The following is a 25,453-nucleotide window of genomic DNA, read 5'->3' on the forward strand; positions in this document are numbered from 1 at the left end:
TACGGCAACCCAGGAGAACGCCATGATCGCCGCCGATACCGAAATGCTTCTCACCCGTCACGGCACGGTGCTGCACGTCCGGCCCGCCCGCGAGGAGGACGAGCCCGCACTGGCGGCTTTCTTCGCCGACGTTTCGCCCCAGGATCTGCGCTTCCGCTTCCTGACCGGCGTGCGCGTGGTGAGCCACGAGCGGCTGTCGGGCATGATCCGCGCCAATGACGCAACCAGCGAAAGCCTGATCGCCTTCGACGACGGCGGCTCGATCGTTGCGGCGGCGATGCTGGCGGGGGACGAAACGCTGCAAACCGCAGAGGCCGCCGTCGCCATCCGGCGCGACATGAAGGCGCATGGTATCGGCTGGACGTTGCTCGACCATCTGGTCGGCCATGCCAAACGAAAGGGATATCGCACCATCGAGGCGATCGAGGATCGCGACAATCGCTCGGCCATCACGATCGAAAAGGAAATGGGTTTTGCCCCCTATCCGGTCGAGGGCGATCCCATGCTTGTCAGGCTGAAGCGCGAGATCGCCTGATCGACGTGCGCCGACTCGATAAGAGGTGGCTCGGATCATCTGGATAGCGGGGATGATTGGATTGCCGAGGAGCAGGCTGACGTGAGAGGCAAATAGAGTGCGGTATTCGAACCCACGTTTTGATGGTGCGATCCCCGCGCCCGATTGCCGAACGAACGCCTGATCCACCCGACCGGCGCCCGAAAGCGAAATGGGCGGAGAGGCAATGCTCACCAGTTGGACTGATCCACCCACGGCATCAACGCGTGGTCCCGGACCCCGCCTCGACTTGGCCGGGCGCTTTCACGCCTTCGATGCCCAGCATGGCCAGCCCCCCGGCCACGCACAGCACCGCCAGGATCATCATCGTGTTTCCGAAACTGAGCGGCGTTGCAAACATCCACGCGAGTGGCGGCCCCAGCAGGGATGGCAGGGTGTTCGACAGGTTCAGCAGGCCCAGGTCGCGACCGCGATGGCGGGGATCGGGGAGGAGCTTCATCGCCACCCCGGCGTGGAGCGCGACGAAGATGGACGCCCCCGTGGAATAGATCGCAAACGCCCAGGCGCCCGCCGCCCAGCTGCGCGCCATCGCCATGCCGACCAGGCCCGCTGCGGCGATCAGCGCCGACAGCAGCAGCGCCGGTTTGTAGCGCTGGGTCAGATCGGACAGGCGGCCTAGAATCAAGGCGGCGGGCAGCGGGATCAGGAACGCGACGATCAGCAGGTGGCCGATATGCTTCGGCAAGGACGCATGTTCGGCGGCGGGCACCACGCTTTCGAAATAATAGAGAAGATAGGTCTGGGTGACGACCCCGGCGACCTGGACGAACAGTCGGGCGACCCCGGCGACGATCAGGTCGCGACGCGGCCGCCCTTCCCATGTTCGGCCCCCATCGTTCGCCACGGCGATCCGGGGCCGAGCCAACAGGATCGGCATCACGCAAGCGGCCACCGCCGCAGGCAGGATCGCGAACCGTGTCGTTTCCGACAGCAGCGCCTGTCCGACCAGAATGGCCGAAAATCCCGACGCCACCGGATTGCCGAGGGCGAACAGGCCGCCCGCCACCCCCTTTTGCGCGTCGGGAACCTCTTCCGCCATGATGGCCATCAAGGGTGCGAGCAGCGCGTTGACCGCAGCCTGAAAACCGACGATCGCCAGGACCAGCGTCGTCGGCGTCGCCGCCGTCGCGATGCCCGCATAGCTTATCGCGGTCGCGACGACGCCGCCCGCCACCCATCCGCGCCGACCACCGCCGTGCTCGACCGAACGGTCGCTGAGCCACCCGAATAGCACGTTTGACAGGCTGGCCGCGACGGCGCCAGCGACGACCGTCGCGGTGAACACGCCGATGCGCGCCTCACCGCTCAACCCCTCGACCTTGATCGGCAGCAGCAGGGTCAGCAGCGGAAGATAGGCGATCACCCCGCCCACATTCGCCAACGCCACCGCCCCCAGGAAACGAGGCGAGCGCGGCGGAAAGCGCGAGGGGAGGCGCGGGAGCGTCATCGCCACCCCCTGCCCGCCTTTGCCCCGTCCAGCAATGGGCAGCGACGCGCCTCAGGGCTTCATCGTCTGCGGCTCCAGGGTCGTGGTCCAGACCATCGTGCGATCGGCGGCATCACGGCCCAGCGCGACCCGGTAGCGGCCACCCGCGATCCGCCAGCCCGGCAGCGCGGTGTCATAGTCGGCCACGATGCGCGGTTCGGCGGTCAGCGTGATCCGCCGCACCTCACCCGGCTTCAGCGTGACGCGGGTAAAGGCGCCGAGCCGCATCGGCGTCGCACCGCCATCGCGTGCGACATACATCTGGGGCACGTCGACGCCGGTTCGCTTGCCGGTGTTCACCACGTCGAAGGTCACGCTCAACGTGCGGCCGCCGCGCACCACCGGATTGCGATAGGCGAAGCTGGTGTAGGTCAGACCATGGCCGAACGGGAATAGCGGCTTCAGCCCCTTCTTTTCATACCAGCGATAGCCGACATCGGCCCCTTCGACATAGTCGACCGGAAAGCTGTCGAGCTGATAGCTGGATGCGGCGGCGGGGTTGGCGGCCGCGGCGGCCTGCAATCCGTTCATCCGGTCGAGGCCGACGGGGTGCGGGCGCGGTGGCTGCGACGCGTCGGCCGGGAATGTGATCGGCAGGCGTCCCGACGGATCGACCGCGCCGGTCAGGATCGCGGCCAGCGCCTCGCCGCCGCGCTGGCCCGGATACCAGGCCTGGACGACCGCGGGCACCTTGGCGATCCACGGCATCAGCACCGGGCCGCCCGTCTCCATTACCGCCACCGTCTTCGGCTGCGCGGCGGCGATCGCCTCGATCAGTGCGTCCTGCTGGTTAGGCAGCCGCAGGTCGGGCACATCGTCCGCCTCGGTCGTCCATTGCGTCGCAAAGACGATGGCGAGATCGGCTGCCTTCGCCGCTTCGACCGTGGCGTTGAGGCTGCGCCCATCGACCCAATCGACGCGAACACCCGGAAGCGCCTTGCGCAGGGCGAGCAGCGGCGACGAGGCGTGATAGGTGATCCGCGCGAATGACGCGGAGCCCCCCGTGGCCAGCGGAATTTCCACCGGCGCGCCGCCGACCGAGCGGACCTGGCTGGACCCGCCACCCGACAGGACGCCGACATCGGCATTGCCGCCGATCACGACGATGCGCTTGGCCGTCCGCGCGATGGGCAGCAGATCGCCGTCGTTCTTCAGCAACACGATCCCCGCCTCTGCGGCGCGCTGCGCCACCTCGGCATGGGCGGCGTAATCGGGGGTGATCGCCTTTGTCGGCATGGCGTTGGCGAAGGCGCCCGTTTCGATCAGGCCGGTCAGGTAGCGCGCGACCATGTCGTCGATGCGCGCGATCGGCACCTCCCCCTTTTCGACCGCCGCCTTCAGCGGCGCCCCGAAATAGATCGCTTTGTCGAGCTCCTGCCCCGATTGCTGGTCGAGGCCCGCATTCGCCGCCTTCACCGTCGAATGGACCGCACCCCAGTCGCTCATCACCCAGCCGCGATAGCCCCAGTCGCGCTTCAGCACATCGGTCAGCAGGTGCTTGTTCTCGCACGCCCAGTCGCCGTTGACCTTGTTATAGGCGCACATCACCGAGCCGGGATTGCCGCGTTCGATCGCGATCTCGAAGGCGAGCAGATCGCTCATGCGCAGCGCCGCCTCGCCGATCCGCGCATCGACGACCATCCGGCCCGTCTCCTGGCTGTTGAGCGCGAAATGCTTGACGGTCGAAACGATGCGGTTCGACTGGACGCCCGCGATATGCTCGCCCGCCAGCGTACCGGCGAGCAGCGGGTCCTCGCCCAGATATTCGAAATTGCGGCCGTTCCACGGATCGCGCGTCAGGTTGACGCCGCCCGCCAGCAGGACGTTGAAGCGCTTATCGCGCGCTTCGGCCCCGATCATCGCGCCGCCCGCCCGCGCGATCGCGGGATCGAAGCTCGCCGCCGTGGCGAGACCGGAGGGCAAGGCAGTCGCCACGTCGCCCTTGCGCTGCTCGACCTGATTGGCGACGCCAAGCGAGGCGTCGCTTTCGCGGACCAGGGGGATGCCCAGCCGTGGAATGCCGTCGATATGCCCGGCGGACGGGATCAGCTCGTTCGTCGTCTTGCCCGCCGCCATCGGCGGGAACAGGCCGTGGAGCAACGCGATCTTTTCATCCAGCGTCATGCGCGCGACCAGCGCGTCGGCCTTCGCGCGCGCCTCTGCTCCCGCCGTCGAGCGGGCCTCCTGCGACTGGCCCGCGCTGGCGACGGTGCCCGTCCCGCCGATGGCGATCGCCAGCGTTGCGACCGTTGCCCAGCGGGCGAAATGCGTCTTCATAGATCCTCCCCTTGGCCCGGTGTGTCTTCCGCGCCACGATTGTTCCAAAATACACAAGCATATCGAATGAACGTTCACAACCATTGTAATTCAACACCCTGCCCCGCTTGACACTATCTTTGCCTTCAGCGAAGTGAACGTTCTCAATACGCGGCTAAAGACCGCGATCCAGAAGGGGAGGTTCTCATGCGCAGCGCCCACGCTCGCCTGCTTTCGCATTTCGCCATCGGCGTCTCGACCATCGCCCTCATGCTGCCCGCCGCCGCCGCGGCGCAGGATGCCGCCGCGACCGTCGGCCAGACGGGCCCGTCGCAAACCGATCCGCAGCCCGCCACCGCCGATGGTGCCGCAGGCCAGGCGGACGGCGATATCGTCGTCACCGGCATCCGTGCCAGCTTGCGCGACTCGATCAACATCAAGCGCAATGCGCAAGGTATCGTCGACGCGATCAGCGCCGAGGATATGGGCAAGTTCCCGGACACGAACCTCGCCGAATCGCTGCAGCGTATCACCGGCGTCTCGATCGATCGGTCGAACGGCGAAGGCCAGTTCGTGACGGTTCGCGGCTTCGGCCCGGACTATAACCTGGTGACGCTCAACGGCCGTCAGATGCCGACCTCGACGATCGGCGACGGCAACAGCGCGCCGGGTTCGCGCGCCTTCGACTTCGCGAACCTCGCTTCGGAGGGTGTCGCCGCGCTGGAAGTCTACAAGTCCGGTCGCGCCAGCGTGCCGTCGGGCGGCATCGGCGCGACGATCAACATCCGCAGCCCCCGCCCCTTCGACAAGCCGGGCCTGCGCGGCTCGATCGCGGCGCGCGGTGTCATCGACACCTCGCAGAACGGCGGCAAGGACATCACGCCGGAAATCTCGGGCATCATCTCCGACACGTTCGCCGACGACCGGATCGGCATCCTCATCAACGGCGCCTATCAGCGCCGCAACTTCAGCGCGAACAGCGCCAATATCGGCTGGCGCGACGGCTATCTCGGCAATGAGAACAACTGGGGCTCGCTCGCGATGCCGGGCGACCCGCGCTATGCGAACATCACCAATCGCCCCAAGGCGACCGACGTGTATCAGGTGCCGCAGAATGGCGGCTATGACGTCGTCAACGGCCGCCGCGAGCGCATCAACGGCCAGGCGGTGCTGCAATTCCGCCCGACGGACGAGCTGACCGCGACGATCGACTATACCTATTCGCGCAACACGATCGACATCCGCGACAACAGCGTCGGCATCTGGTACAACCATAACGACACGCTGAGCGCCTGGACGGACGGCCCCGTCGCCGGCCCGATCTTCTACACCGAACGCTTCGGTGCGGGCGAGGGCAAGGACCTGGCCTATTCCGCCTCGCAGACGTCCGTGCGCAACGAGAACAAGTCGCTGGGCGGCAACCTGACGTGGAAGGCGCCCGGCGGCGTGACGATGACGCTCGACGCGCATCATTCGACCGCGGAGTCGAAGCCGAACAGCCCGTACGGCATCAGCAATTCGGTCGGCACCGCCGTCTTCGGCATTCAGAACCAGACGCTGAACTTCGATCACGAACTGCCCGTGATCTCGTACAATATGTATCCCGGCATCGATGCGCTGAACGCGGCGAACATCGTCCCCACCGGCAATGCGTTCCGCAACGCCTATTTCCGCGACGAGATCAACCAGGTCCAGTTGCGCGGTCATTACGACCATGGCCATGGCTTCATGGACAGCCTGGACTGGGGCACCGAATATACCGACAACCAGGTGCGCTCTGCCTATAGCGTGCTGCAGAACGATACCTGGGGCGGCACCGGCGGCGACAGCGCGGCGCAGCGTGCGGCGGCAGCGGCGCTGCTGCCCGACAGCCTGTTCCAGCTGACCAGCATCCCCGACAAGTTCGCCGGGATCAGCGGCTCGAACGATCCCAACATCATCAAGTCGTTCTACAGCTTCGACCTGCCGAGCGTCGTCAAGCTGCTTGACCAGGCGTACAAGATCTGCGGCGGCAACGGCCAGTGCCTGATCCCGTACAACACGGACTCGCGCATCCACGAAAAGACGATGTCCGCCTATGCCCAGTTCAACGGCAAGTTCGACCTGTTCTCGCGCACCGCACACCTGATCGCGGGCCTGCGGTTCGAGAATACCGACGTCTCGGCCTCGGCGCTGGTGCCGACCCCCGTCGGCGCACGCCAGAATTCGCAGAACGAGTTCAACGTCCTGTTCCAGGGCAGCGGCTTCACGACGTTCAAGGGCAGCTACCAGAACTGGCTGCCGTCGGTCGACTTCGATTTCCAGCCACTGGAAAACGTCAAGCTGCGTGCATCGTACAGCCACACGATCACCCGCGCGGACTATAACAGCCTGCAGGGCGGACGCCGCATCGATCAGCTGTTCCGCGTCGGCGGCGGCACCGGCGCGGTCGGCAACCCCAACCTGATCCCGTACAAGTCGAAGAACATCGATCTGTCGGCGGAATGGTATTACAGCCGCGACAGCTATTTCTCGGTCGGCTATTTCCACAAGGACGTGTCGAACTTCATCGGCACGACCCAGGTCAACACGACGATCCCGGGCATCACGACGCCCTTCAACGGCCCGCGTTACCAGGCGGCGGTCGCGGCCCTCACCGCGCGAGGCCAGGACCTGACCTTCGCCAATATCCGCGACTATATCGGCACGACCTATCCCGGCTCGGTGGTCAACGGCACGATCGTGGCGCAGGCCAATGATCCGCTGGTCAACTTCGTCGTCTCGACCCCGTTCAACAGCCAGCAGACCGCAGCGGTCGACGGCTTCGAGTTCGCGGTCCAGCACACCTTCTGGAACACGGGCTTCGGTACGATCCTCAACTACACGATCGTCAACGGCAACCGGAAGTACGACAACACCCTGCCCGCCAGCGTGTCGCAGTTCGCGATCACCGGCCTGTCGGACAGCGCCAATGCCGTGCTGTTCTTCGACAAGTTCGGCATCAATGCGCGTGCGGCGTATAACTGGCGCAAGGGCTATCTGGCCGGTGCGGGGATCAATCCCGTCTACATCAACACCTATGGCCAGCTGGACGCCAGCGCGAGCTATGCGATCACGCCGAAGGTCACGATCTTCGCCGAAGGGATCAATGTCCTTGGCGAGAACCGTGGCGGGCATCTGCGCTCCGATCGCAACATCACCTTCGTGACCAAGCAGGATGCGCGTTACTCCGCTGGCGTACGCTTCACCTTCTAAGGTTGCCTGCGGCCTCGCCAGCCTTCTCTCGCCCAAGAGAAGGCTGGCTTTTTCTGCCCCGGGGCGGCACGCCTGCGTGACAACGAGATCCTGACCGAGAGTTGCGTTCGATGACCAGCCAGCACGCGATCCTGACCGCCGAAGCGCACCGCGATCTTGCCGTCCGCACCGACCACGGCCCGGCCTATGGCGACGCGCAGATGTGCTGCATCACCGTGCCGTCCGAATTTCGCGCGGTGCAGGGCAGCTATCCGATCCTGTTCCGCCTCAATGATACCCGCGACCATTTCACCGCGCTCGCCATGTTCGGGTTCGAGAATGGCGAAAACCTGTTCCTGGAGGATGGTCGCTGGGATGCGCGCTATCGTCCGCTGGCGATGGCGATCCAGCCCTTCCTGATCGGCGGCGCGCCCGATGGCGACGGCGTTCGGCAGGTTCATGTCGATCTCGCGTCGCCCCGCATCGCGACGGACGGCAACGGCGTGCGATTGTTCGACGAACTCGGCCAACCGACGCCCTATCTGGCCCAGATGGCGGAACAGCTCCGCAGTCTCGACGAGGGCTATTGCGCCGCGCCCGCCTTTTTCGCGGCGCTGCAACGATATGATCTGCTCGAACCGTTCACGCTCGACGTGACCCTGGACGACGGATCGCGCAACCGCCTGGTCGGCTTCCACATCATCGACGAGGATCGGCTGGCCGCGCTGGACGCCACCGCCCTGGCGGATCTCCAGGCCGCTGGCCACCTCCTGCCCATCTATATGGCGATCGCGTCGCTCGCGCATCTCGGCGACCTCGTCGCGCGACGCAACCACAGGCTTTCCCGTGGCTGAGGCGGGTCCGGGGCCGCTCGCCGGTCTGGCCTCCGTGCCCGAGGTAAGGGTGACCGACGCCGCCGACCTCGATGCGAAGCTGCGCGCGGCCACGACCCCGTTCGTCATTCGCGGCCTCGCCGCCGACTGGCCGCTGGTCGAGGCCGGGCTAACATCGGCGGACACGGCTCGCGCCTATCTGCTGCGCCATCATCGCGACCGGCCGTTCACCGTTTCGGTCAGCCAGCCGGGCATCGACGGACGGCTGTTCTATGACGGCGCGATGGCGATGAACTTCCGCACGTTCGACGCGAAGCTGCCTGAAATCTTCGCGCGCATGGCCTCGTTCGCGGGCCATGCCGATGCACCGACGGTCTATCTCGCCTCGATCGACGTCCACCAGTTCTTCGACGGCCTGCACGCCGCCAACCATATCGACCTGGGAACCCGCGAGGTGCTCGCCAGCATCTGGATGGGAACACGCACGCGCATTGCCGCACATAACGACGTGCCCGACAATCTGGCGGTCGTCGCGGTCGGCCATCGCCGCTTCACGCTGTTCCCGCGCGAACAGTTCCGCAACCTGTATCTGGGCCCGGTCGACAACACCCCCGCCGGTCGCGCAGTCAGCATGGTCGATTTCCATGCCCCCGACCTCGCCCGCCACCCCCGTTTTGTCGAAGCGATCCGGCACGGTCAGGTCGTCGACATGGCGCCGGGTGACGCGCTCTACATCCCCGCGCTGTGGTGGCACCATGTCGAGGGGCTCGACGACTTCAACGTGTTGGTCAACTATTGGTGGCGTGAGACGCCGCGGTGGCTGGGCCAGCCGCAGGAAGCGCTCAACCACGCGCTGATGGCGATCCGCGATCTGCCCGCCGACCAGAAAGCCCATTGGCGCGACATGTTCGACTATTATGTCTTCAACAACGACGACGACGTCACCGCGCATATCCCGGAGGGCGGACGCGGCGTGCTCGATCCGATGACGCCGGAGCTGGCCGGGCGACTGCGCGCCTATCTGCTGCGGGCACTCAGCCGATGAACGCCGTCACCCCACGCCGCATCGTGATCGCTGGCGGCGGCACCGCGGGCTGGATGGCGGCGGCCGCGCTCACCCGCACGCTTGGCCGCACCGCCACCGTGACGCTGGTCGAATCCGACGCGATCGGGACGGTAGGCGTGGGCGAATCCACGATCCCGCCGCTCATCACCTTCAACCGGCTGCTCGGGATCAACGAGGCCGAGTTCATGGCCGCGACACAGGCGACCTTCAAGCTCGGCATCCAGTTCGACGGATGGAAGGGCCCGGACGACAGCTATTTCCACGCCTTCGGCCTGACGGGGAAGGATCATTGGGCCGCCGGTTTCCAGCATTTCTGGCTGGACGGACAGGCGCGCGGCCATGACGCGCCGTATGACGATTATTGCCTCGAACTGGTCGCCGCGCGCGAGGGCCGGTTCGCGCATCTGCCTGACGATCGGATGAGCTACGCCTATCAGCTCGACTCAACGCTTTACGGTCGCTTCCTGCGGCGTATGGCCGAGGGCGACGGGGCGACGCGGATCGAAGGAAAGATCGCCCGCGTCGAACTGGACGGAGAGACCGGCGATATCGCCGCGCTGACGCTCGATAGTGGCGAGCGGGTCGAGGGCGACCTGTTCCTCGACTGCACCGGCTTTCGCGCGCTGCTGATCGAACAGGCGCTGCACGTCGGCTATGACGATTGGACGCACTGGCTGCCCTGCGACGCGGCGATCGCGGTGCAGACCGAAAGCGTACGTCCACCCGTCCCCTTTACCCGCGCGATGGCGCACGATGCGGGCTGGCAATGGCGTATTCCGTTGCAACACCGCGTCGGCAACGGCATCGTCTATTGCAGCCGCTACCTCGGCCAGGACGCGGCGCTAGACCGGCTGCTCGGCAATCTCGAAGGGCGGGTGCTGACCGAGCCCAACCGCCTGCGCTTCGTCACCGGCGCGCGGCGCAAGCAGTGGCATCGCAACTGTATCGCCATCGGACTGGCAGGCGGGTTTATGGAGCCGCTGGAATCGACCAGCATCCACCTGATCCAGCGTGCGATCCTGCGCCTCATCCGCCTGTTGCCGCCCGCGGGTCCGATCTCCGCGCATGACGTCGCCGAGTTCAACGACCAGCAGCTGACCGACATGGATCAGATCCGTGACTTCCTGATCCTGCACTACAAGGTCACCGAACGCCGCGACAGCCCGTTCTGGCGCCAGTGCGCCGCGATGGAAATCCCCGACAGCCTGGCGCAGAAGATCGGCCTGTTCCGCGAAACGGGCCGGGTCTTCCGGCGCAACGACGAACTGTTCGCGGAAAACAGCTGGATTCAGGTGATGCTGGGCCAGGGCATCGTGCCGCAGACGCATCATCCGATCGCGGCCAAACTGCCCGACGACGAGCTCGCGCGCTTCCTGACGGGGCTGCGGCAAGGCGTCGCGACGACGGTGCGCACCTTGCCCGCCCATGCGGACTATGTCGCTCACTATTGCGGTACGACCGCCGCCTGATGCCGCGTCGCCGTCAATCCGTCACCATCCGGCATGTGGCCGCCGATGCGGGCGTGTCGCTGCAGACCGTCAGCCGCGTCATCAACAAGGAGCCCAATGTCCGGCCCGAAATGATGGAGCGCGTGCAGGCATCGATCGCCAAGCTGGGCTATGTCCCCTCGATCGCGGCGCAGCGCATGGCGGGATCGCGATCCTATCTGATCGTCGCGCTCAACGATCGCGAGCGGACCATTGTGGGCTGGCGCAATCGCGAAGGCACCGACTGGGTCGACCAGATGCTGCTGGGCGGCATGCTGACCTGCGCCGAGCATGGCTATCGGCTGCTCGTCGAACTGGTCGACACGCATAGCGACCATATCGCCCGCGAATTGCTCGGTGCGATCGCCGCGATCCAGCCCGACGGCGTCATCCTGACCCCGCCGCATTCCGACAATCCGCTCATCACGGAACTCCTGGCGACTCAGGGGATCAGCTTCGCGCGGATCGGCTCGCTGAAACCGGGCCCCGGTTTTGCCGTGGCGATGGATGACACGGGCGCGGCACGGCTGGCGACCGATCACCTCATCGCCCTGGGCCATCGACGTATCGGCTTCATCGCCGGTCCCGACGAATATGAACTCAGCGGTCGGCGCGTCGACGGCTGGCGGCAGGCGATGGCGGAGTCCGGACTGCCCTCCGATCATCTGCTCGCGCAAGGCGATTTCGGCCTGGCATCCGGTCGCCTGGCGGCCCAGACACTGCTCGACGGGCCAGCACCGCCGACGGCGATCATCGCAAGCAGCGACCAGATGGCGCTCGCGACGCTGGAGCTTGCGCGCGAGCGTGGCCTCGACGTGCCCACGGACCTGTCGATCATCAGCTTCGATGACACGCCCATCGTCCGTTTCGTCCACCCCGCCCTGACGGCCGTCGTTCAGCCCATCGCCGACGTCACCGCGCGTGCGGTCGATCTGGTCATTGCGGAGCAAGCCGGTCGATCACCACCCGTCGAGCCGGTCATCGTCCCGGCGACCCTGGCCATCCGGGCCTCGACGGGATCGCCGGAGGCGATCCGACGAGCGGAGACAAGGACGTAGCCCTCATCATCGCGGTGATGCCGCGTTTCACCCGGCTCTCCCCAGGAACGAGACCAAGTTCGATCGTCTCGAGCATTGGCCGCACATCCGTCATCGGCTGAATCCATCGCTCCCTCTTGCGCCCGACGTGTTTCGAAATCGCGGGCGGTGCGTTCTCTGCTGGCAAGAAGGAGAAGGACATGACCGAGGAACGCCTCACCGCCCAGGAACCCGCCAGCTTTGCCGATCTTCCCATCCAGCCGACCGGGTCGGGGGTGCAGGATCTGGAGATCGCGTATGAGCAGATGGCACTGGCCCAGGATACTTCGACGTCGTCCGATCCGACGCAGGACGACCGCATCGTGAACGGCACTCCGGGCAGCGACAGCGTCATGCCGATCGAGGATGAGGAAGCCGCCATCATCAGCGCCGCGCATCCGAGCTGATCTTCAAAGATTTCCCCGCCCTGCCCCATAGCCATCCATCTGACGGCCATGGGGTGCGGCACGCCTCGTCGATCCGGCAAGGGAGGTTGCCACAACCCTCTCGTGAGGCGACATGTCAGGGGCGAAGGAGATGCCGATGGATAAAAGGCCATTCACTTTGGACGAGGCCATCACGGAGGCGGATGCCCTCATCGTCGTCGATCCGCAGATCGACTTTTGCCCCGGCGGCCAGTTGCCCGTGGCGGGCGGGGACGAGATCATGGCGGGGATCGGCAGGCTCGCCGCCCGTTTCCGCCATGTCGTCGTGACGCAGGACTGGCATCCCGCCGGGCACCTGTCCTTTGCCAGCAGCCATGCCGGTCGACAGCCCTTCGAGTCGATGACGATGCCCTATGGCGAGCAGGTGCTGTGGCCCGATCACTGTATCCAGGGCACGTCCGGCGCCGAATTCCATCCCGCCGTGCAGGCCGCAATCGACCGCGCCGACCTTATCATCCGCAAGGGCCAGGCTCCCCAGGTCGACTCCTATTCGGCCTTTTTCGAGAATGACAAAAGGACGAGGACCGGCCTGTCGGGGTATCTGCGGGACAAGCAGGTTCGGCGGTGCGTGTTCGTCGGGCTCGCCTATGATTTCTGCGTAGGCTGGTCGGCGCTCGACGCCCGTGCCGAGGGCTTCGATGCGGTGATCCTGAAAGACCATACGCGTGCGATCGCCATGCCGATCTCCGGCGGGACCACCGTCGATGCGGCGGAAGCGCAGTTCCGTGCGGCGGAAGTCCGTTTCCTGTAAACGGCGATCAGGTCGGGGTGTGACGCCGCAACGGGGGAGTCCCTGCCCCGACTGATTTTCCCCGCCCCTGCCTCAGGACGGCGCAGGACCCTCCACGACGGGCGCGGCCTTCGGCAAGTCGACCTTGATCTCGACCCGCCGGTTCTTGTCGCGGCCCTCGGGGTCGTCTGATCCGTCGAGCTTGCGATTGGGAGCGATCGGACGCGCTTCGCCCATGGCAATTACGGTGATGCGATCCGCCGCCACGCCTTTCTGGACCAGATAGTCACGCACCGCCTCCGCGCGGCGCCGCGAGGCGGCCAGATTGGCCGCGTCGGAGCCCTGGGAGTCGCTATGCCCCCAGATCGTGATCGGCCCGCCTAGCGCGACCACCGGATCGGACAGCAGCGTATCGATCAGGGCAAGGCCCGCCTGGTCGGGCTGAGCGCCTTTGGCGGGCAAGGGCACGGTCAGCTCGACCGGCTCGGCCGGGGGCGTCGGGGTCGGAGACGGCTCGATATCCGGGCGGATGATCGACTTCTTGGCCTCTTCCTGCTCCACCATCGCGGCATTGTCGGGCATCGCCACATTGCCCTCCGCCGTCACATTGGCCGGAACTTCCGCCGCCATATTGGCGGTCGGCTCGCGGCTCGGCTGGCAGGCCGTAAGACCCAGGCCGATCATGACAGTGGCGGCACGCATGGCCCGTTTGTTCCTCGTCGACATCGTCATGCGACATCCTCTCCGGTTTGAAGGGGCAGGTTAGCGTCGGGATCGCCATGGCGCGAGGGGCCGTAGGATACGACGATATCGCCATTTTGCGGCATGGGCCGCGCGGCATGGGTGAAGAAAAGGATGCGGCCGTCCTTGCGCAGGACGAACAGCATGTCGGCCTCGTCGGGCAGGATCGATCGGGCATGGTCGAACTTGAACTGTTCGCTGATCCGCGTCTTCCCGAAGGTCCAGCCCGCCGCCTCGCGTCGCAGAATGTCCTCGACGCCGTGCCCGGCGGTGAACATCGCGCGACCGCGCAACGCCTCGGGCAGGCTGCGATGATCCTCGTCATCGCCGCTGCCGCCCAGCTGATAGACCGAGTCGCGGCCGATATCATGCGCGAACTCGCTACAGACCAGCGCGTTATAGGCCTCGTTCTCGGTGGTCGCGACCAGCACCTGGAACTGGGTGAGGTCGAGTCGCTCCTCGGTGGTCTCGGCCAGGATTTCGCCATGATAGGTCTCGATCCCCGCCTGGCGCGCCGCCGACAGACGCTGCCAGCTGGTGTCCGCGATCATCACCGGCAGCCCGAGCGACTGGATCTGACGAGCCAGGGAGATGCTCCAGGGCGTGCTGCCGACGATCAGCAGCCCCTTCTGCGTGGCGCCCGTCACCTTCAGCCAGCGCGCGACATGGCGTATGCTGAAGCCGTGCGCGACGATCGTCGCGACGACGACGGCAAAGGACAGGGTGACGAGGATATTGCCGTTGCCATAGCCCAGCTGGTCGAGCCGCAGCGCGAAAAGCCCCGATACCGCCACCGCGACGACACCGCGCGGCGCGATCCATGCGATCAGCAACCGCTCGTTCCAGGGCAGCTTGCTGAAGGCCAGCGCGATCAGTACGGTCGCCGGACGGACGAGGAAGAGGAGCGCGAACAGGAAAGCGGCGAACCGCCACTCGAACAGGCGCAACACCTCGAAATCGAGCGAGGCGGAGAGCAGGACGAACACGCCGGAGATCAGCAGGACGGTCACATTCTCCTTGAAGGGGTGAATGTCGCGCAGCGAATCCAGTCGCATATTGGCGATCGCGATGCCCATCACCGTCACCGCCAGCAGCCCGGTTTCCTGCTGAACCAGATTGGACAGGACGAAGGTGCCGATCACCGCGACCAGCAGCACCGGCGCTTTCAGATATTCGGGCACATGGCCGCGCGGGAAAGCCCAGGCGATGGCGCGCGCCATGCCATAGCCGATCAGCCCCGACACCACCGCCGCACCCAGCAGCGCGATGACGACCGACAGCAGCGTGCCGCCCTCATCGACGCGGCGCAGATATTCATAGGTGATGACCGCGCACAGCGCGCCGAACGGATCGTTGACGATCGCTTCCCATTTCAGGATCGCCCGCGGCCGCGCCGCGATATTGCTCTGGCGTAACAGGGGGATGACGACGGTCGGCCCGGTCACCACCAATATGCCCGCAAACAGGATCGCCACCGGCCAGACCAGCCCCGCGACATAATAACAGGCCAGCGCCCCCAGCACCCAGCCCAGCGGGATACCGATCGCCATCAACCGCGTCACCGCGCCTTCGGTCTTGCGCAGTTCGCGGAAATTGAGGCTCAGCCCCCCCTCGAACAGGATCAGCGCGACCGCGACCGAGATCATCGGCTCGAGCAGATCGCCGAAAGTATGTTCGGGAATGATGAGGCCGGTGACCGGCCCGGCGATAACCCCGGCGGCCAGCATCAGGGCGATGGCCGGCCAACCCGTCCGCCACGCAATCCACTGCGCGCCGATCCCCAGAACACCGACCAGCGCGAAGACGAGAGCTTGTTGTTCCATAGGGCGGTGTAACCCATGGATTCCCCAAAGGTAACCGCAGCCCTGCCATTTGCCACCGAAGACGGGCGATCAGCCGTTTCGGGGCGCGCGTCACGGACAGGAACGGGCTGCCTGGATGGCGATCATCCTGCCCTTAGAGCCCGGCCCGTTCGATCATTGTCGCGATTTCGACCGGCAAGGCGGTTTCACCCTTGGGCAACAGTCGGTTGAGCGCGGTCTGCACGCGCTTGCGCGCGACCTGATACGCCTTGTGACGGATCGAACGCGTCGCATTGGTTCGCCAGGACGAACTTTCGCCCAGCAACGCCTCCCACTTCGCCTCTTCCGCCTCCAGGATCGACAGCGCCAGTCGCAGGCCGTCCCGCCGCCCGCGGGCATAGTCATCGGATTTTTCGGCTTTCTCCATCGTCCCCACGCTGCCTCCGATAGCGGGCCGTGGCAAGCCGGTCGTCAGGCCCGTCGCGAGCTCGGCCGCGGGGCAAGCTGGTCGAGCGCATCGGCATTGTCGCGCCCCCAGCCATAGAGCAGCTCGACCGGCTCGACGAAGCGCTGGCCCAGATCGGTCAGGCGATATTCGACCATCGGTGGCGCGGTGTCCCGGACATGCCGGGTCAGCAGCCCGCTCGCTTCCATATCGCGCAGCGTCTGGGTCAGCATCTTCTGCGAAATGCCGGGCAGGCTGCGCTGGAGCACGCCGGTTCGCGCGACGCCGCCATGACGGGCGTGCAGCGTGTGCAGCACCATGCTGGTCCATTTGGTCGCGAACAACTCCAGCACCCGGCGCGGGGCGCAGTCCTCACGCCATTCCTGATCCGGCGTTCCCGGTTGCATCGACATCTCCCGACCTTGGGCACCAAATGGTGCCGTCTGGAACCGCTGTCCACCCATGCCTAGCTGATGCCCCTGACACAGGAGGCTTTTATGGCAAAGACGGCATTGGTGGTGGGCGCCAGCGGGATCGTCGGCAGCGCGACCGCCGCGCTTTTGGTGGAACAGGGGTGGACGGTTCACGGCCTTGCCCGACGACCGACGGGGCAAGTGGGCGTAGAGCCGGTCGCGGCCGACCTTCAGGACCGGGATGCCACGGCGACGGCGCTGCGCGAAGTGAACCCGGACGCGGTTTTCATCACGACCTGGGCGCGGCAGGACAGCGAGGCGGAGAATATCCGCGTGAACGCCGCGATGGTCCGCAACCTGCTGGACGGACTGCCCAGGCCCTCCGGCCCACGCCACGTTGCACTGGTCACCGGCCTGAAACATTATCTCGGCCCGTTCGAAGCCTATGGCAAAGGCACGTTGCCGCAAACACCGTTCCGCGAGGAACAGGGGCGGCTGGACGTCGAGAATTTCTACTATGCGCAGGAGGACGAGGTGTTCGCCGCCGCGAAGCGCGACGGCTTTACCTGGAGCGTGCACCGTCCCCACACGGTCATCGGGCTGGCGGTCGGCAATGCCATGAACATGGGCACGACGCTGGCGGTCTATGCGACCCTGTGCCGCGAGACGGGGCGTCCCTTCACCTTCCCCGGTTCTGCCGCACAATGGTCCGGGCTGACCGACATGACCGATGCGGGGCAGCTTGCCCGCCATCTCCTATGGGCGACCGAGACCGAGGGGGCGCATGACGAGGCGTTCAACGTCGTCAACGGCGACGTCTTTCGCTGGCAATGGATGTGGGGCCGTATCGCCGACTGGTTCGGGGTCGAGGCGGTGCCGTTCGACGGCATCGTTCGGCCCCTGGAGCAGCAGATGGCGGGCGATGCAGCGCTGTGGCGCGAGATTGCCGCGCGTGAAGGGCTCGCCGAAGCCGATCTGGGCCGCCTTGCCTCCCCCTGGCACACCGATGCCGATCTCGGCCGCCCCATCGAAGTGGTGACCGATATGTCCAAGAGCAGGCGCCTGGGCTTCACCGGCTATCAGCCAACCGACGACGCGTTCTTTTCGTTGTTCGAGCGGCTGCGTGCCGACCGCCTGATTCCCTAGGCTTTTGCGGCGGGGCTGCATGGGAGGGACGAGCAATAGCCGAATCCCGCCGCGTCGGGGGCGTAGCTACGCGACCGGCAGCCCCCGACCAGCCCCAAAGCGGTAGCCCCGTCGCCTCGGTGATGGATACTCGGAAAAAAATTTCGTCTCGCATCGGAGGCTGGATCGCCCTCACGTCCGCTTGATACGGCGGTAACGTTATCTTTCACGCGAGCGGGGGCTTGGCGAAATTTTCGCGATGGTTCCGCTTATTGAACCAAATAGATACCAATATATATCATTAATCCGTCTTGCTGCCCCTTTCGAAGCGGTGTCTGGCTTTGCCGTTTTGTCCGTCGGATGATGACAAATCATAGACGGTTCGTTTTATAAAGTATTAGAATTTTTCGTGTGACCCCCTTGCCGTTCTTGACCCAGGTCAACGTCACAAACGGGGAATATCATGCGGGCCACCATCAAGCTCAAACTGGGCGCAACCTTCGCGATCGTGCTGACGCTGCTATTGGGCATGGCGGTGCTTGCCGCCGCGAAGTTGAACGAAATGAACAGCGTGACGACCCGTATCGTCGATGGTCCGGTGGTTCGGCTGGACCGTGCGGAAACGCTGAACGAGCGTATCAGCTACGCGGTTCGCATGGAAAAGAACCTCGCGCTTTCCAGCGACGATCAACAGATGCATGTGTTCGATGACGACCTGATGCGGGCCCGTTCGGAGATGAAGTCGTTGATCGAAACCGGGCTGGCGACCGCCACACCCGCGGGGCGACCGATCTGGGCAGAGATCAACAACGACTATGCTGCCTGGCTGCCCGTCAACGACACGGTTCGTCGCCTGGGCCTGGCCAATCACAATGAAGAGGCCGGCGCCTTGTCGATGACGAAATCGCGCGAACTCGTCGGCAAGATCAGCGATGGCGCGCTGCGCCTGGTCAAGAATGCCAAGGCGGACATGGCAGGTGCCAAGCAGAATGCCGACGCCATCTATGACAGCTCGCGCAACACGCTGATCCTCATCTCCGGGCTGGCGTTGCTAATCGCGCTGGTCGGCGCAGTGTGGATCGCGCGGATCGTCTCGCAGGGCCTGCGGCGGATTTCGGTCGCGATTGAGGCGGTGGCGATCGGCGATATCGAGCAGGAGGTCGCGGTGGCGAGCAACGACGAGATCAAGGATCTGGTCGACACGGTGAACCGCATGACCGCCAATCTGCGCCAGAGCGCGCAGCTGGCCGATGCCATCGCCGAGGGCGACCTGAGCGTCGATCACAAGGCGCTGTCCGACAAGGACCTTCTGGGACACGCACTGATCCGCATGACCGCCAATCTGCGCAAGTCGGCCCAGCTGGCCGATACGATCGCCGCGGGCGACCTGACCGTCGATCACCAGCCGCTATCGGACAGGGACGTGCTGGGCCGCGCGCTGGTCCTGATGATCGAGCGCCTGCGCGGGGTCGTCAGCGACGCCACGCTGGCCGCGCAGAATGTCGCCTCGGGCAGCCAGCAACTCTCCTCCTCGTCGGAGCAGATGTCGCAGGGCGCGACCGAGCAGGCGGCGGCGGCCGAGGAGGCTTCCGCCTCGATGGAAGAGATGGCGGCCAACATCAAGCAGAACGCCGACAATGCCAGCCAGACCGAGAAGATCGCCCGCCAGTCCTCGCAGGATGCCGAGCGCAGTGGTGAGGCGGTGGAAAAGGCCGTCGTCGCCATGCGCACCATCGCCGAAAAGATCGTCATCGTGCAGGAGATCGCGCGCCAGACCGACCTGCTGGCGCTGAACGCCGCGGTCGAGGCCGCGCGCGCCGGGGAACATGGCCGCGGCTTCGCGGTCGTCGCCGCCGAAGTGCGCAAGCTGGCCGAACGCAGCCAGATGGCGGCGGGCGAGATCAGCGGCATGTCGTCCGACACGGTGGCGGCCGCGCAACAGGCGGGCGAAATGCTCTCCAAGCTGGTGCCCGACATCCGGCGCACCGCCGAACTGGTCGCCGAAATCAGCGCCGCCTGTCGCGAACAGGACATCGGCGCCAGTCAGATCAACGCCGCCATCCAGCAGCTCGACCAGGTGACGCAGCAGAATGCCGCGTCGTCGGAGGAGATTTCCTCGACCTCCGAGGAACTCGCCAGCCAGGCCGAGGAGCTTCAGGCGAATATCGCATTCTTCCGTGTCCGGAACGGCGCGCAGCGGTCGGCACCGACCCGCAAGCCCGCTCCGGCACGCGGCGCGGCGCCCGCCGCAAATCAGTCCCGCGCTTCAGCCAAGGCGAACGGCATCACCGATCAGCAGGCCCGGCTGCGCGGCTTCGCGCTCGACCTGTCGACCGGCGGCCCGGACGGCGAGGACGCCGATTTCGGTCGTGCGGCCTGACCCAGGCTGCGACTGGAGGACTGCCCCTCCCATGGCGGGAGGGGCATAGGCCCCTACCCCGCCAGCAATGTCCGGGCGCGACCCTGGACATGGTCGGCGATCAGCTTGAAGGCCACGCTCATCGGCGACTGACGGCGCCAGGCGATGGCGATCGAACGGTGCGCGCGCCAGCCTTGGACGGACAGGATTTTCAGGCCCGCCGCCCCGCCCACTTCGGATCGCAGATACAGGCTGGGCAGCAGTGTCAGGCCAAGCCCGCTGGCCACCATCTGATGCAGGCTTTCCAGGCTGGTGCCGTAATAATCCGGCGCGATGGTCATGCCATAATGGTCGGCGACCTCCGCCGCCTGTCGCGCGAGATGGTGGCGCGGGTCGAGCGTCAATAACGGGCTGCCTGCCAGGAGCTGGCGATCGGACGGGGTATCGGCGTCGAGCGGGTGGTCGAGCGCGGCGACCAGATGCAGCGGCTCGCGGAACAACGGCTCGATCGTGAGATCGTCCCCGGCCATGGGCAGCGGCCCCAGCACGACGTCGAGATCGCCGCGCGACAATTCCCGCATCTGCTCGTCGGGAATGCCCTCTCGCACATGCAGGCGCAGGCGCGGCGCCATGCGGTGAAGCTCGGCGATGATCGGCGACAGCAGATAAGGCCCCAGCGTCGGCGTCGTCCCCAGCTTCAACGTGCCGGTCAGCCTGTCCGACGAGCCTGCCGCCAGCGCGACGATGTCGCTGGCATCGCTCAACATCCGTCGCGCCGTCGCCACGATGCTGCGCCCCAGCGGGGTGAGGATCGCGCCCGTCGCGCTGCGTTCCAGCAGCCGGGCGCCCAGCCGCTCCTCCAGCGTGCGGACCTGCTGGCTCAGCGTCGGCTGCGAGACATTGGCGACGCGGGCCGCGAGCGCGAAGGACCCCGTGTCCGCGATCGTGACCAGATATTCGAGCTGACGCAGGGTGAGCATCGCTATGCTATAGCCACATTCTATACCCCGGGCACGGCAATTCCGATTGGTGCCGGCCATGATATGTCGTTACAAAGACTTCACAAGGATCAGGCCGAAGCGTACCTTTCATGGAGGGGAACATGAAGGCGCGCGGTGTGATGGTGGCCGTCGGTCGCCCACTCCGGCCTGACCAACGTACGGAAAAGGGGTGCGTTTTGGCGGGACAGCGATTGGGATTCCGGGATGCGGTGGGCTGGCTGGCGCAGATCATCGGCCCTGATTCGGCCTATGTCCGGCTGGGCATCGTCTATACCATTGCGATAAGCCTGCTGGCGCTCGCCACCCCCATTTCGGTCCAGCTCCTTATCAACAGCGTCGCCAACACCGCCATGCCCGCTCCCCTATGGGCGCTGTCGGGCGTGCTGCTGATGCTGCTGCTGATGGTCGCGGGGCTCAGCGCGCTCAGGGTGTGGATCATGGCGGCGTTCGAACGTCGGCTGTTCTCGCGCGTCGTCGCCGAAGTCACGATCCGCGCCGTCCACGCCCAGGACCCGTTCTTCGCCGACGGCAATCGCGGCGACCTGTTCAACCGCTATTTCGACCTGGTGGTCGTTCAGAAATCGGTCCCCAGCCTGGTCATCGGCGCCTTCACCATCGTGTTGCAGGCGGTGATCGGGCTCAGCATCACCAGTTTCTACCACCCCGTCTTCCTCGCCTTCAACGCGGTGCTGGTCACGGCGGTCCTGGTCGTATGGCTGCTCTGGCGACGCGGTGCGATCAGCGGCGCGGTGGCGCTCAGCCATGCCAAGCACAATGCCGCGCGCTGGCTGGAGAGCGTCGGCGGGTCGAACGGCTTCTACAAGTCGCTCCGCCATCTCGATTTTGCGATGAACCGATCGGAGGCGATGACCGCCGATTACGTCAACACGCATCGCCGCTATTTCCGCTATCAGTTCGCGCAGACGATCGCCTTCCTGCTGATCTATGCCTTTGCCAGCGCGGGCCTGCTGCTGCTGGGCGGCATGTTGATCCTGCGCGGCCAGCTTTCGCTGGGCCAGCTGGTCGCGGCCGAGCTGATCCTGTCGGGTGTCTTCTACGGCATCTCGCAGTTCGGCTGGTATCTCGACACGTTCTACGATCTGGTCGCCAGCTCGGAAGAATTGTCGCTGCTGTTCGCCATTCCGCAGGAGCCGATGGTGCGCGGCGACAATGGCCCGCGTGACGGGTCGGTCAGGCTGACCGACGTGGCGTTCAACGACGCGCGCTACAATCTGACATTGGCGGCCGGGGAACAGCTTGTCACCGTGACCGAGCCGGGGGCTGAGCGGACGCTGGCCCTGCTGCTGAAGCGCCATTCGCTGCCCGATCGCGGGCTGGTGCGGATCGGCAATGCCGATCTCGGCTCGTTCGACATGTATCGCCTCCGCTCGGACGTGACGGTGCTCGACCGTTCGACCATCGTCGAGGTCACGATCCGCGAATATCTCCGCCTCGCCTCGGGCGAGCTGGCCGAACGGGCGATGGAGGCGCTGGCGGTGGTCGGCCTCGAACGTCGCCTTGCCAGCTTGCCGCAAGGGCTGGACACGCCGCTCGGTTCGACCGGCTATCCGCTGAGCGTCGGCGAGACGATGGCGCTGAAGCTCGCCAACGCGCTGCTGGTCGGTCCCAAGCTGCTGCTCCTCGGCCAACTCTACGACCTGTTGCCGCCCGAACGGCTGCGCGCCGCGCTGCGGTTGTTGAAGGAGCATGGCACGACGGTGCTGCTGTGCACCGGCCGCCCGGAGGACATGGAACTGGACGGCTATCTCTATCTCGGCTTGACCGAACAGCGTCGTTTCGACCAGCTCGCCGACCTCCAGGCCGCCTATCGCCGGGAGGACGCCGATGTCGCCTGACCAGCTCGCGCATTTCCGCACCCTCTCCTCGCTGCGCCCGCCACGGGTGACGGTCGCCATCGCCTGGATCCTGACCGTCGGCATCGCGGCGGTCATCTTCATCCTGTTCTTCGTGCCGTGGTTGCAGACCGCACAAGGGCGGGGCCAGGTCGTCTCGCTCGATCCGACCGACCGCGCACAGGACGTGACCGCGTTGGTGCCTGGCCGTGTCGAGCGCTGGTATGTCCATGACGGCCAGCATGTGAAGCGCGGCGATCCGATCGCACGCATCATCGACCTCGATCCCAACCTGCTGTCCCGCCTCGCCGCCGAGCGCGCGCAGGTGGAGGCCGAGATCGCCTCGGTTCGCCAGTCGCAGTCGGTCGCCCAGATCGACGTCAACCGGACACGACAGCTCTATTCGGAAGGGCTGGCCTCACGGCGCGATTATGAACAGGCGCAGATCAAGGTCGCGGACTCGGGCGCCAAGCTGGCAGAATCGCGCGCCAAGCTGAACCGCATCGACGTGCAGCTGAACCGCCAGTCGGCGCAGCTGGTCCGGGCCCCGCGCGACGGACGCATCCAGAATCTGAATGCGGCGGCGGGCGGTGCCTATGTCTCGGCGGGCACCGCGCTGGCGGTGGTCGCGCCGGAAGAGGTGCAGCGCGCGGTCGAGTTGCTGATCGACGGTCGCGACGTGCCGCTGCTCCGCCCCGGCCGGCCGGTGCGCCTGGAGTTCGAGGGCTGGCCCGCCATCCAGTTCAGCGGCTGGCCATCGGTCGCCTATGGCTTTTTCGACGGTCGCGTTCGCACGATCGATCCCAATGCCAATGCGCAGGGGTTGTTCCGCATCCTGGTCGAACCGGCCCCCGGCAAGCCCGCATGGCCCGAGCGGCGCTTCGTCCGGCTGGGCGGCAAGGTCCAGGGCTGGGTCCAGGGTGAGACGGTCACGGTCGGCTACGAACTCTGGCGCCAGCTCAACGACTTCCCGCTGGAGTTCGGCCAGACCGCGACCGACAAGCAGGAGGGCAAGGAGGGCAAGGAGGCCAAGGACGACGACAAGAAGATCGCGGCCAAGGCGGGCAAGCCGAAATGATCCGCGCGCTGATCCTCATCCCCGCGCTGGTCGCCACGCTGCCCGCGCCCGGTTCGGCCCAGCGGATCGAGACCAACCCGGCCCCCGCGACGGTGCCCCGTTCGGGGCCGCTGACCCTGGACGAGGTGCTGCGCGCCTCCGCCCGCTCGGCACCGCAGATCGTCGAGGCGCTGGCCAAGATCCGTTCCGCCGAGGGCAAGGCGATCACCGCCGACGGCGCCTTTGACACGGTGTTCGAGGCCGAGGGCCGCTCGCGCACGCTCGGCTATTATGACGGCACCGTCGCCGCCGCGAGCGCGAACCGTCCGCTGACCAACAATGGCGGCTATGTCTATGGCGGCTACCGCGTCAGCCGGGGCAGCTTCCCGGTCTATGAGGACCAGAATTACACCAACCGCCTGGGCGAGGTGAAGGTCGGCGCGCTCTATTCGCTGCTGCGCGACCGGCTGGTCGACGAACGCCGGACGCGCCGCACTTTGGCGTCGGGCGATATCGACATCGCCAGGTTCGAACGCGAGGCCGTGGCGATCGGCGTGCAGCGGCGCGCGATCGACGCCTATCAGAACTGGGTCGCGGCGGGCCTGCGCCTGCGCGCCTATCGCGACCTGCTCGACCTGTCGCTCAACCGGCGCGGCGGGCTGGCGCGTCAGGTCGAACTGGGCGCGCGGCCCGATATCCTGCTGGCGGAGAACGACCAGAACCTCGTTCGTCGCCGGGCGCTGGTCGTCCGGGCCGAGGGGGATTTCCAGGCGGCGGCCAATGCCCTTTCGCTCTATTATCGCGACGGCCAGGGCGAGCCGGTGACGGTCGGGGCGGAGCGCCTGCCCGGCGGGGCAGAAGCATTGTCGGGCGTTACGGTTGCCGCCCGCCGGAATTTCGAGCAGCGGCGTCCCGACCTGCAAGTGCTGCTGGCGCGGATCGACCAGGGTTCGGCGCGTCTGGCACTGGCGCAGAACGACCTGCGCCCCCGGTTCGACCTGCGCGGCGAGATGGGCAAGGATGTCGGCCCCATCGGCCTGGGCGGCCCCAGTCGTACTCCGCTGGAGGCGGCGGTCGGCTTCCGCTTCTCGATGCCGCTTCAGAACCGCGCGGCGAAGGGCAAGATCGTCGAGGCGCAGGCGGAGATGGACGCGCTATCGGCGCGCAGTCGTTTCCTGCGCGACCAGATCACGGTCGAGGTCGAGGGGATCAGCATCGGCGTCGACGCCGCCGAAAAGCTGGCCGTCATCGCCGAGCAGGAACGCCAGTTGGCCGAACGGCTGGCGGCGGCCGAGCGGCGGCGGTTCGAGCTGGGGTCGAGCGACTTCTTCCTGGTCAACCAGCGCGAGGAAACCGCGAACGACGCCCGCGTCCGCCTGATCGACGCCCAGGCCCGGATCGCCGCCGCCCGCGCCGAACTGGCCGCCGCCACCGCCGACCGCGCGGCACTGGGGCTGGAGCTTTGACCGGATAGCCATTGCGTTGAATCA

General features: G+C 66.2%; 20 protein-coding genes. 13 read left to right on the forward strand and 7 right to left on the reverse strand.

Annotated elements, in window-relative coordinates; genetic code table 11:
* Nucleotides 1-22: 22 nt before the first annotated feature.
* Nucleotides 23-535: an N-acetyltransferase family protein gene (locus AC1GI4_RS05120; protein ID WP_479628792.1), complete on the forward strand. Its 513-nt coding sequence runs from the start codon at nucleotides 23-25 to the stop codon at nucleotides 533-535.
* Nucleotides 536-773: 238 nt separating this feature from the next.
* Here AC1GI4_RS05120 and AC1GI4_RS05125 read toward each other — a convergent pair whose 3' ends face one another.
* Entirely contained in the window at nucleotides 774-2,021 is a 1,248-nt protein-coding gene (locus AC1GI4_RS05125; RefSeq protein ID WP_479628793.1) for an MFS transporter, read from the reverse strand.
* Nucleotides 2,022-2,072: 51 nt separating this feature from the next.
* Entirely contained in the window at nucleotides 2,073-4,337 is a 2,265-nt protein-coding gene (locus tag AC1GI4_RS05130) for a beta-glucosidase (RefSeq protein ID WP_479628794.1), read from the reverse strand.
* A gap of 186 nt (nucleotides 4,338-4,523) precedes the next feature.
* Here AC1GI4_RS05130 and AC1GI4_RS05135 point away from each other — a divergent pair, with 186 nt between their 5' ends.
* From AC1GI4_RS05135 to AC1GI4_RS05165, 7 genes are all read left to right on the forward strand, one after another.
* Nucleotides 4,524-7,550: a TonB-dependent receptor gene (locus AC1GI4_RS05135; protein WP_433911101.1), complete on the forward strand. Its 3,027-nt coding sequence runs from the start codon at nucleotides 4,524-4,526 to the stop codon at nucleotides 7,548-7,550.
* 110 nt (nucleotides 7,551-7,660) lie between these two features.
* Complete coding sequence (locus AC1GI4_RS05140; RefSeq protein ID WP_479628795.1) at nucleotides 7,661-8,383, forward strand: SapC family protein; 723 nt, start codon at nucleotides 7,661-7,663, stop codon at nucleotides 8,381-8,383.
* Nucleotides 8,376-9,407 carry a cupin-like domain-containing protein gene (locus AC1GI4_RS05145; protein ID WP_479628796.1) on the forward strand — a complete coding sequence of 344 codons (1,032 nt, stop codon included), beginning with the start codon at nucleotides 8,376-8,378 and terminating at the stop codon, nucleotides 9,405-9,407. Before AC1GI4_RS05140 ends, AC1GI4_RS05145 begins: the two co-directional genes overlap by 8 nt.
* The gene (locus tag AC1GI4_RS05150; protein WP_479628797.1) at nucleotides 9,404-10,897 is read left to right on the forward strand and encodes a tryptophan halogenase family protein; all 1,494 of its coding nucleotides are present in this window, start codon (nucleotides 9,404-9,406) and stop codon (nucleotides 10,895-10,897) included. Before AC1GI4_RS05145 ends, AC1GI4_RS05150 begins: the two co-directional genes overlap by 4 nt.
* The gene (locus tag AC1GI4_RS05155) at nucleotides 10,897-11,973 is read left to right on the forward strand and encodes a LacI family DNA-binding transcriptional regulator (protein ID WP_479628798.1); all 1,077 of its coding nucleotides are present in this window, start codon (nucleotides 10,897-10,899) and stop codon (nucleotides 11,971-11,973) included. Before AC1GI4_RS05150 ends, AC1GI4_RS05155 begins: the two co-directional genes overlap by 1 nt.
* Before the next feature lie 179 nt (nucleotides 11,974-12,152).
* The gene (locus AC1GI4_RS05160; RefSeq protein WP_479628799.1) at nucleotides 12,153-12,398 is read left to right on the forward strand and encodes a hypothetical protein; all 246 of its coding nucleotides are present in this window, start codon (nucleotides 12,153-12,155) and stop codon (nucleotides 12,396-12,398) included.
* A gap of 136 nt (nucleotides 12,399-12,534) precedes the next feature.
* Complete coding sequence (locus tag AC1GI4_RS05165) at nucleotides 12,535-13,188, forward strand: nicotinamidase (RefSeq protein WP_479628800.1); 654 nt, start codon at nucleotides 12,535-12,537, stop codon at nucleotides 13,186-13,188.
* Between the two features lie 72 nt (nucleotides 13,189-13,260).
* On the opposite strand, the gene AC1GI4_RS05170 is transcribed toward AC1GI4_RS05165, so the two are convergent.
* The 4 genes from AC1GI4_RS05170 to AC1GI4_RS05185 all read right to left on the reverse strand — a co-directional run bounded on the left by AC1GI4_RS05170 (nucleotide 13,261) and on the right by AC1GI4_RS05185 (nucleotide 16,562).
* Complete coding sequence (locus AC1GI4_RS05170) at nucleotides 13,261-13,869, reverse strand: OmpA family protein (RefSeq protein WP_479628801.1); 609 nt, start codon at nucleotides 13,867-13,869, stop codon at nucleotides 13,261-13,263.
* Between the two features lie 26 nt (nucleotides 13,870-13,895).
* A complete protein-coding gene (locus AC1GI4_RS05175) occupies nucleotides 13,896-15,731 on the reverse strand; it encodes a cation:proton antiporter (protein WP_479628802.1) in 1,836 nt (611 codons plus the stop codon).
* 133 nt (nucleotides 15,732-15,864) lie between these two features.
* Nucleotides 15,865-16,137, reverse strand: a complete 273-nt coding sequence (locus tag AC1GI4_RS05180) for a hypothetical protein (RefSeq protein WP_294274070.1) — start codon at nucleotides 16,135-16,137, stop codon at nucleotides 15,865-15,867.
* A 44-nt stretch (nucleotides 16,138-16,181) separates the two neighbouring features.
* Nucleotides 16,182-16,562 carry a winged helix-turn-helix transcriptional regulator gene (locus AC1GI4_RS05185; RefSeq protein WP_479628803.1) on the reverse strand — a complete coding sequence of 127 codons (381 nt, stop codon included), beginning with the start codon at nucleotides 16,560-16,562 and terminating at the stop codon, nucleotides 16,182-16,184.
* Between the two features lie 90 nt (nucleotides 16,563-16,652).
* Between AC1GI4_RS05185 and AC1GI4_RS05190 the strand changes: the two genes are divergently transcribed.
* Together AC1GI4_RS05190 and AC1GI4_RS05195 are read left to right on the forward strand one after the other, a co-directional pair.
* The gene (locus AC1GI4_RS05190; protein ID WP_433911110.1) at nucleotides 16,653-17,714 is read left to right on the forward strand and encodes an SDR family oxidoreductase; all 1,062 of its coding nucleotides are present in this window, start codon (nucleotides 16,653-16,655) and stop codon (nucleotides 17,712-17,714) included.
* A gap of 442 nt (nucleotides 17,715-18,156) precedes the next feature.
* Entirely contained in the window at nucleotides 18,157-20,073 is a 1,917-nt protein-coding gene (locus AC1GI4_RS05195; protein WP_479628804.1) for a HAMP domain-containing methyl-accepting chemotaxis protein, read from the forward strand.
* A 53-nt stretch (nucleotides 20,074-20,126) separates the two neighbouring features.
* Here AC1GI4_RS05195 and AC1GI4_RS05200 read toward each other — a convergent pair whose 3' ends face one another.
* On the reverse strand, nucleotides 20,127-21,032 hold the full coding sequence (locus AC1GI4_RS05200) for a hydrogen peroxide-inducible genes activator (RefSeq protein WP_479628805.1): 906 nt from the start codon (nucleotides 21,030-21,032) through the stop codon (nucleotides 20,127-20,129).
* 197 nt (nucleotides 21,033-21,229) lie between these two features.
* On the opposite strand from AC1GI4_RS05200, the gene AC1GI4_RS05205 reads away from it, so the two are divergent.
* The 3 genes from AC1GI4_RS05205 to AC1GI4_RS05215 are packed head-to-tail and all read left to right on the forward strand — an operon-like array spanning nucleotide 21,230 to nucleotide 25,429.
* A complete protein-coding gene (locus AC1GI4_RS05205) occupies nucleotides 21,230-22,909 on the forward strand; it encodes an ABC transporter transmembrane domain-containing protein (RefSeq protein ID WP_479628806.1) in 1,680 nt (559 codons plus the stop codon).
* Nucleotides 22,899-23,984, forward strand: a complete 1,086-nt coding sequence (locus AC1GI4_RS05210) for an efflux RND transporter periplasmic adaptor subunit (protein WP_479628807.1) — start codon at nucleotides 22,899-22,901, stop codon at nucleotides 23,982-23,984. The genes AC1GI4_RS05205 and AC1GI4_RS05210 overlap by 11 nt, the downstream gene beginning before the upstream one ends.
* Nucleotides 23,981-25,429, forward strand: coding sequence for a TolC family protein (locus tag AC1GI4_RS05215; RefSeq protein WP_479628808.1), 1,449 nt, complete (start codon nucleotides 23,981-23,983; stop codon nucleotides 25,427-25,429). The genes AC1GI4_RS05210 and AC1GI4_RS05215 overlap by 4 nt, the downstream gene beginning before the upstream one ends.
* Nucleotides 25,430-25,453 lie beyond the last annotated feature (24 nt).

This window comes from Sphingomonas sp. 77B (assembly GCF_056497825.1).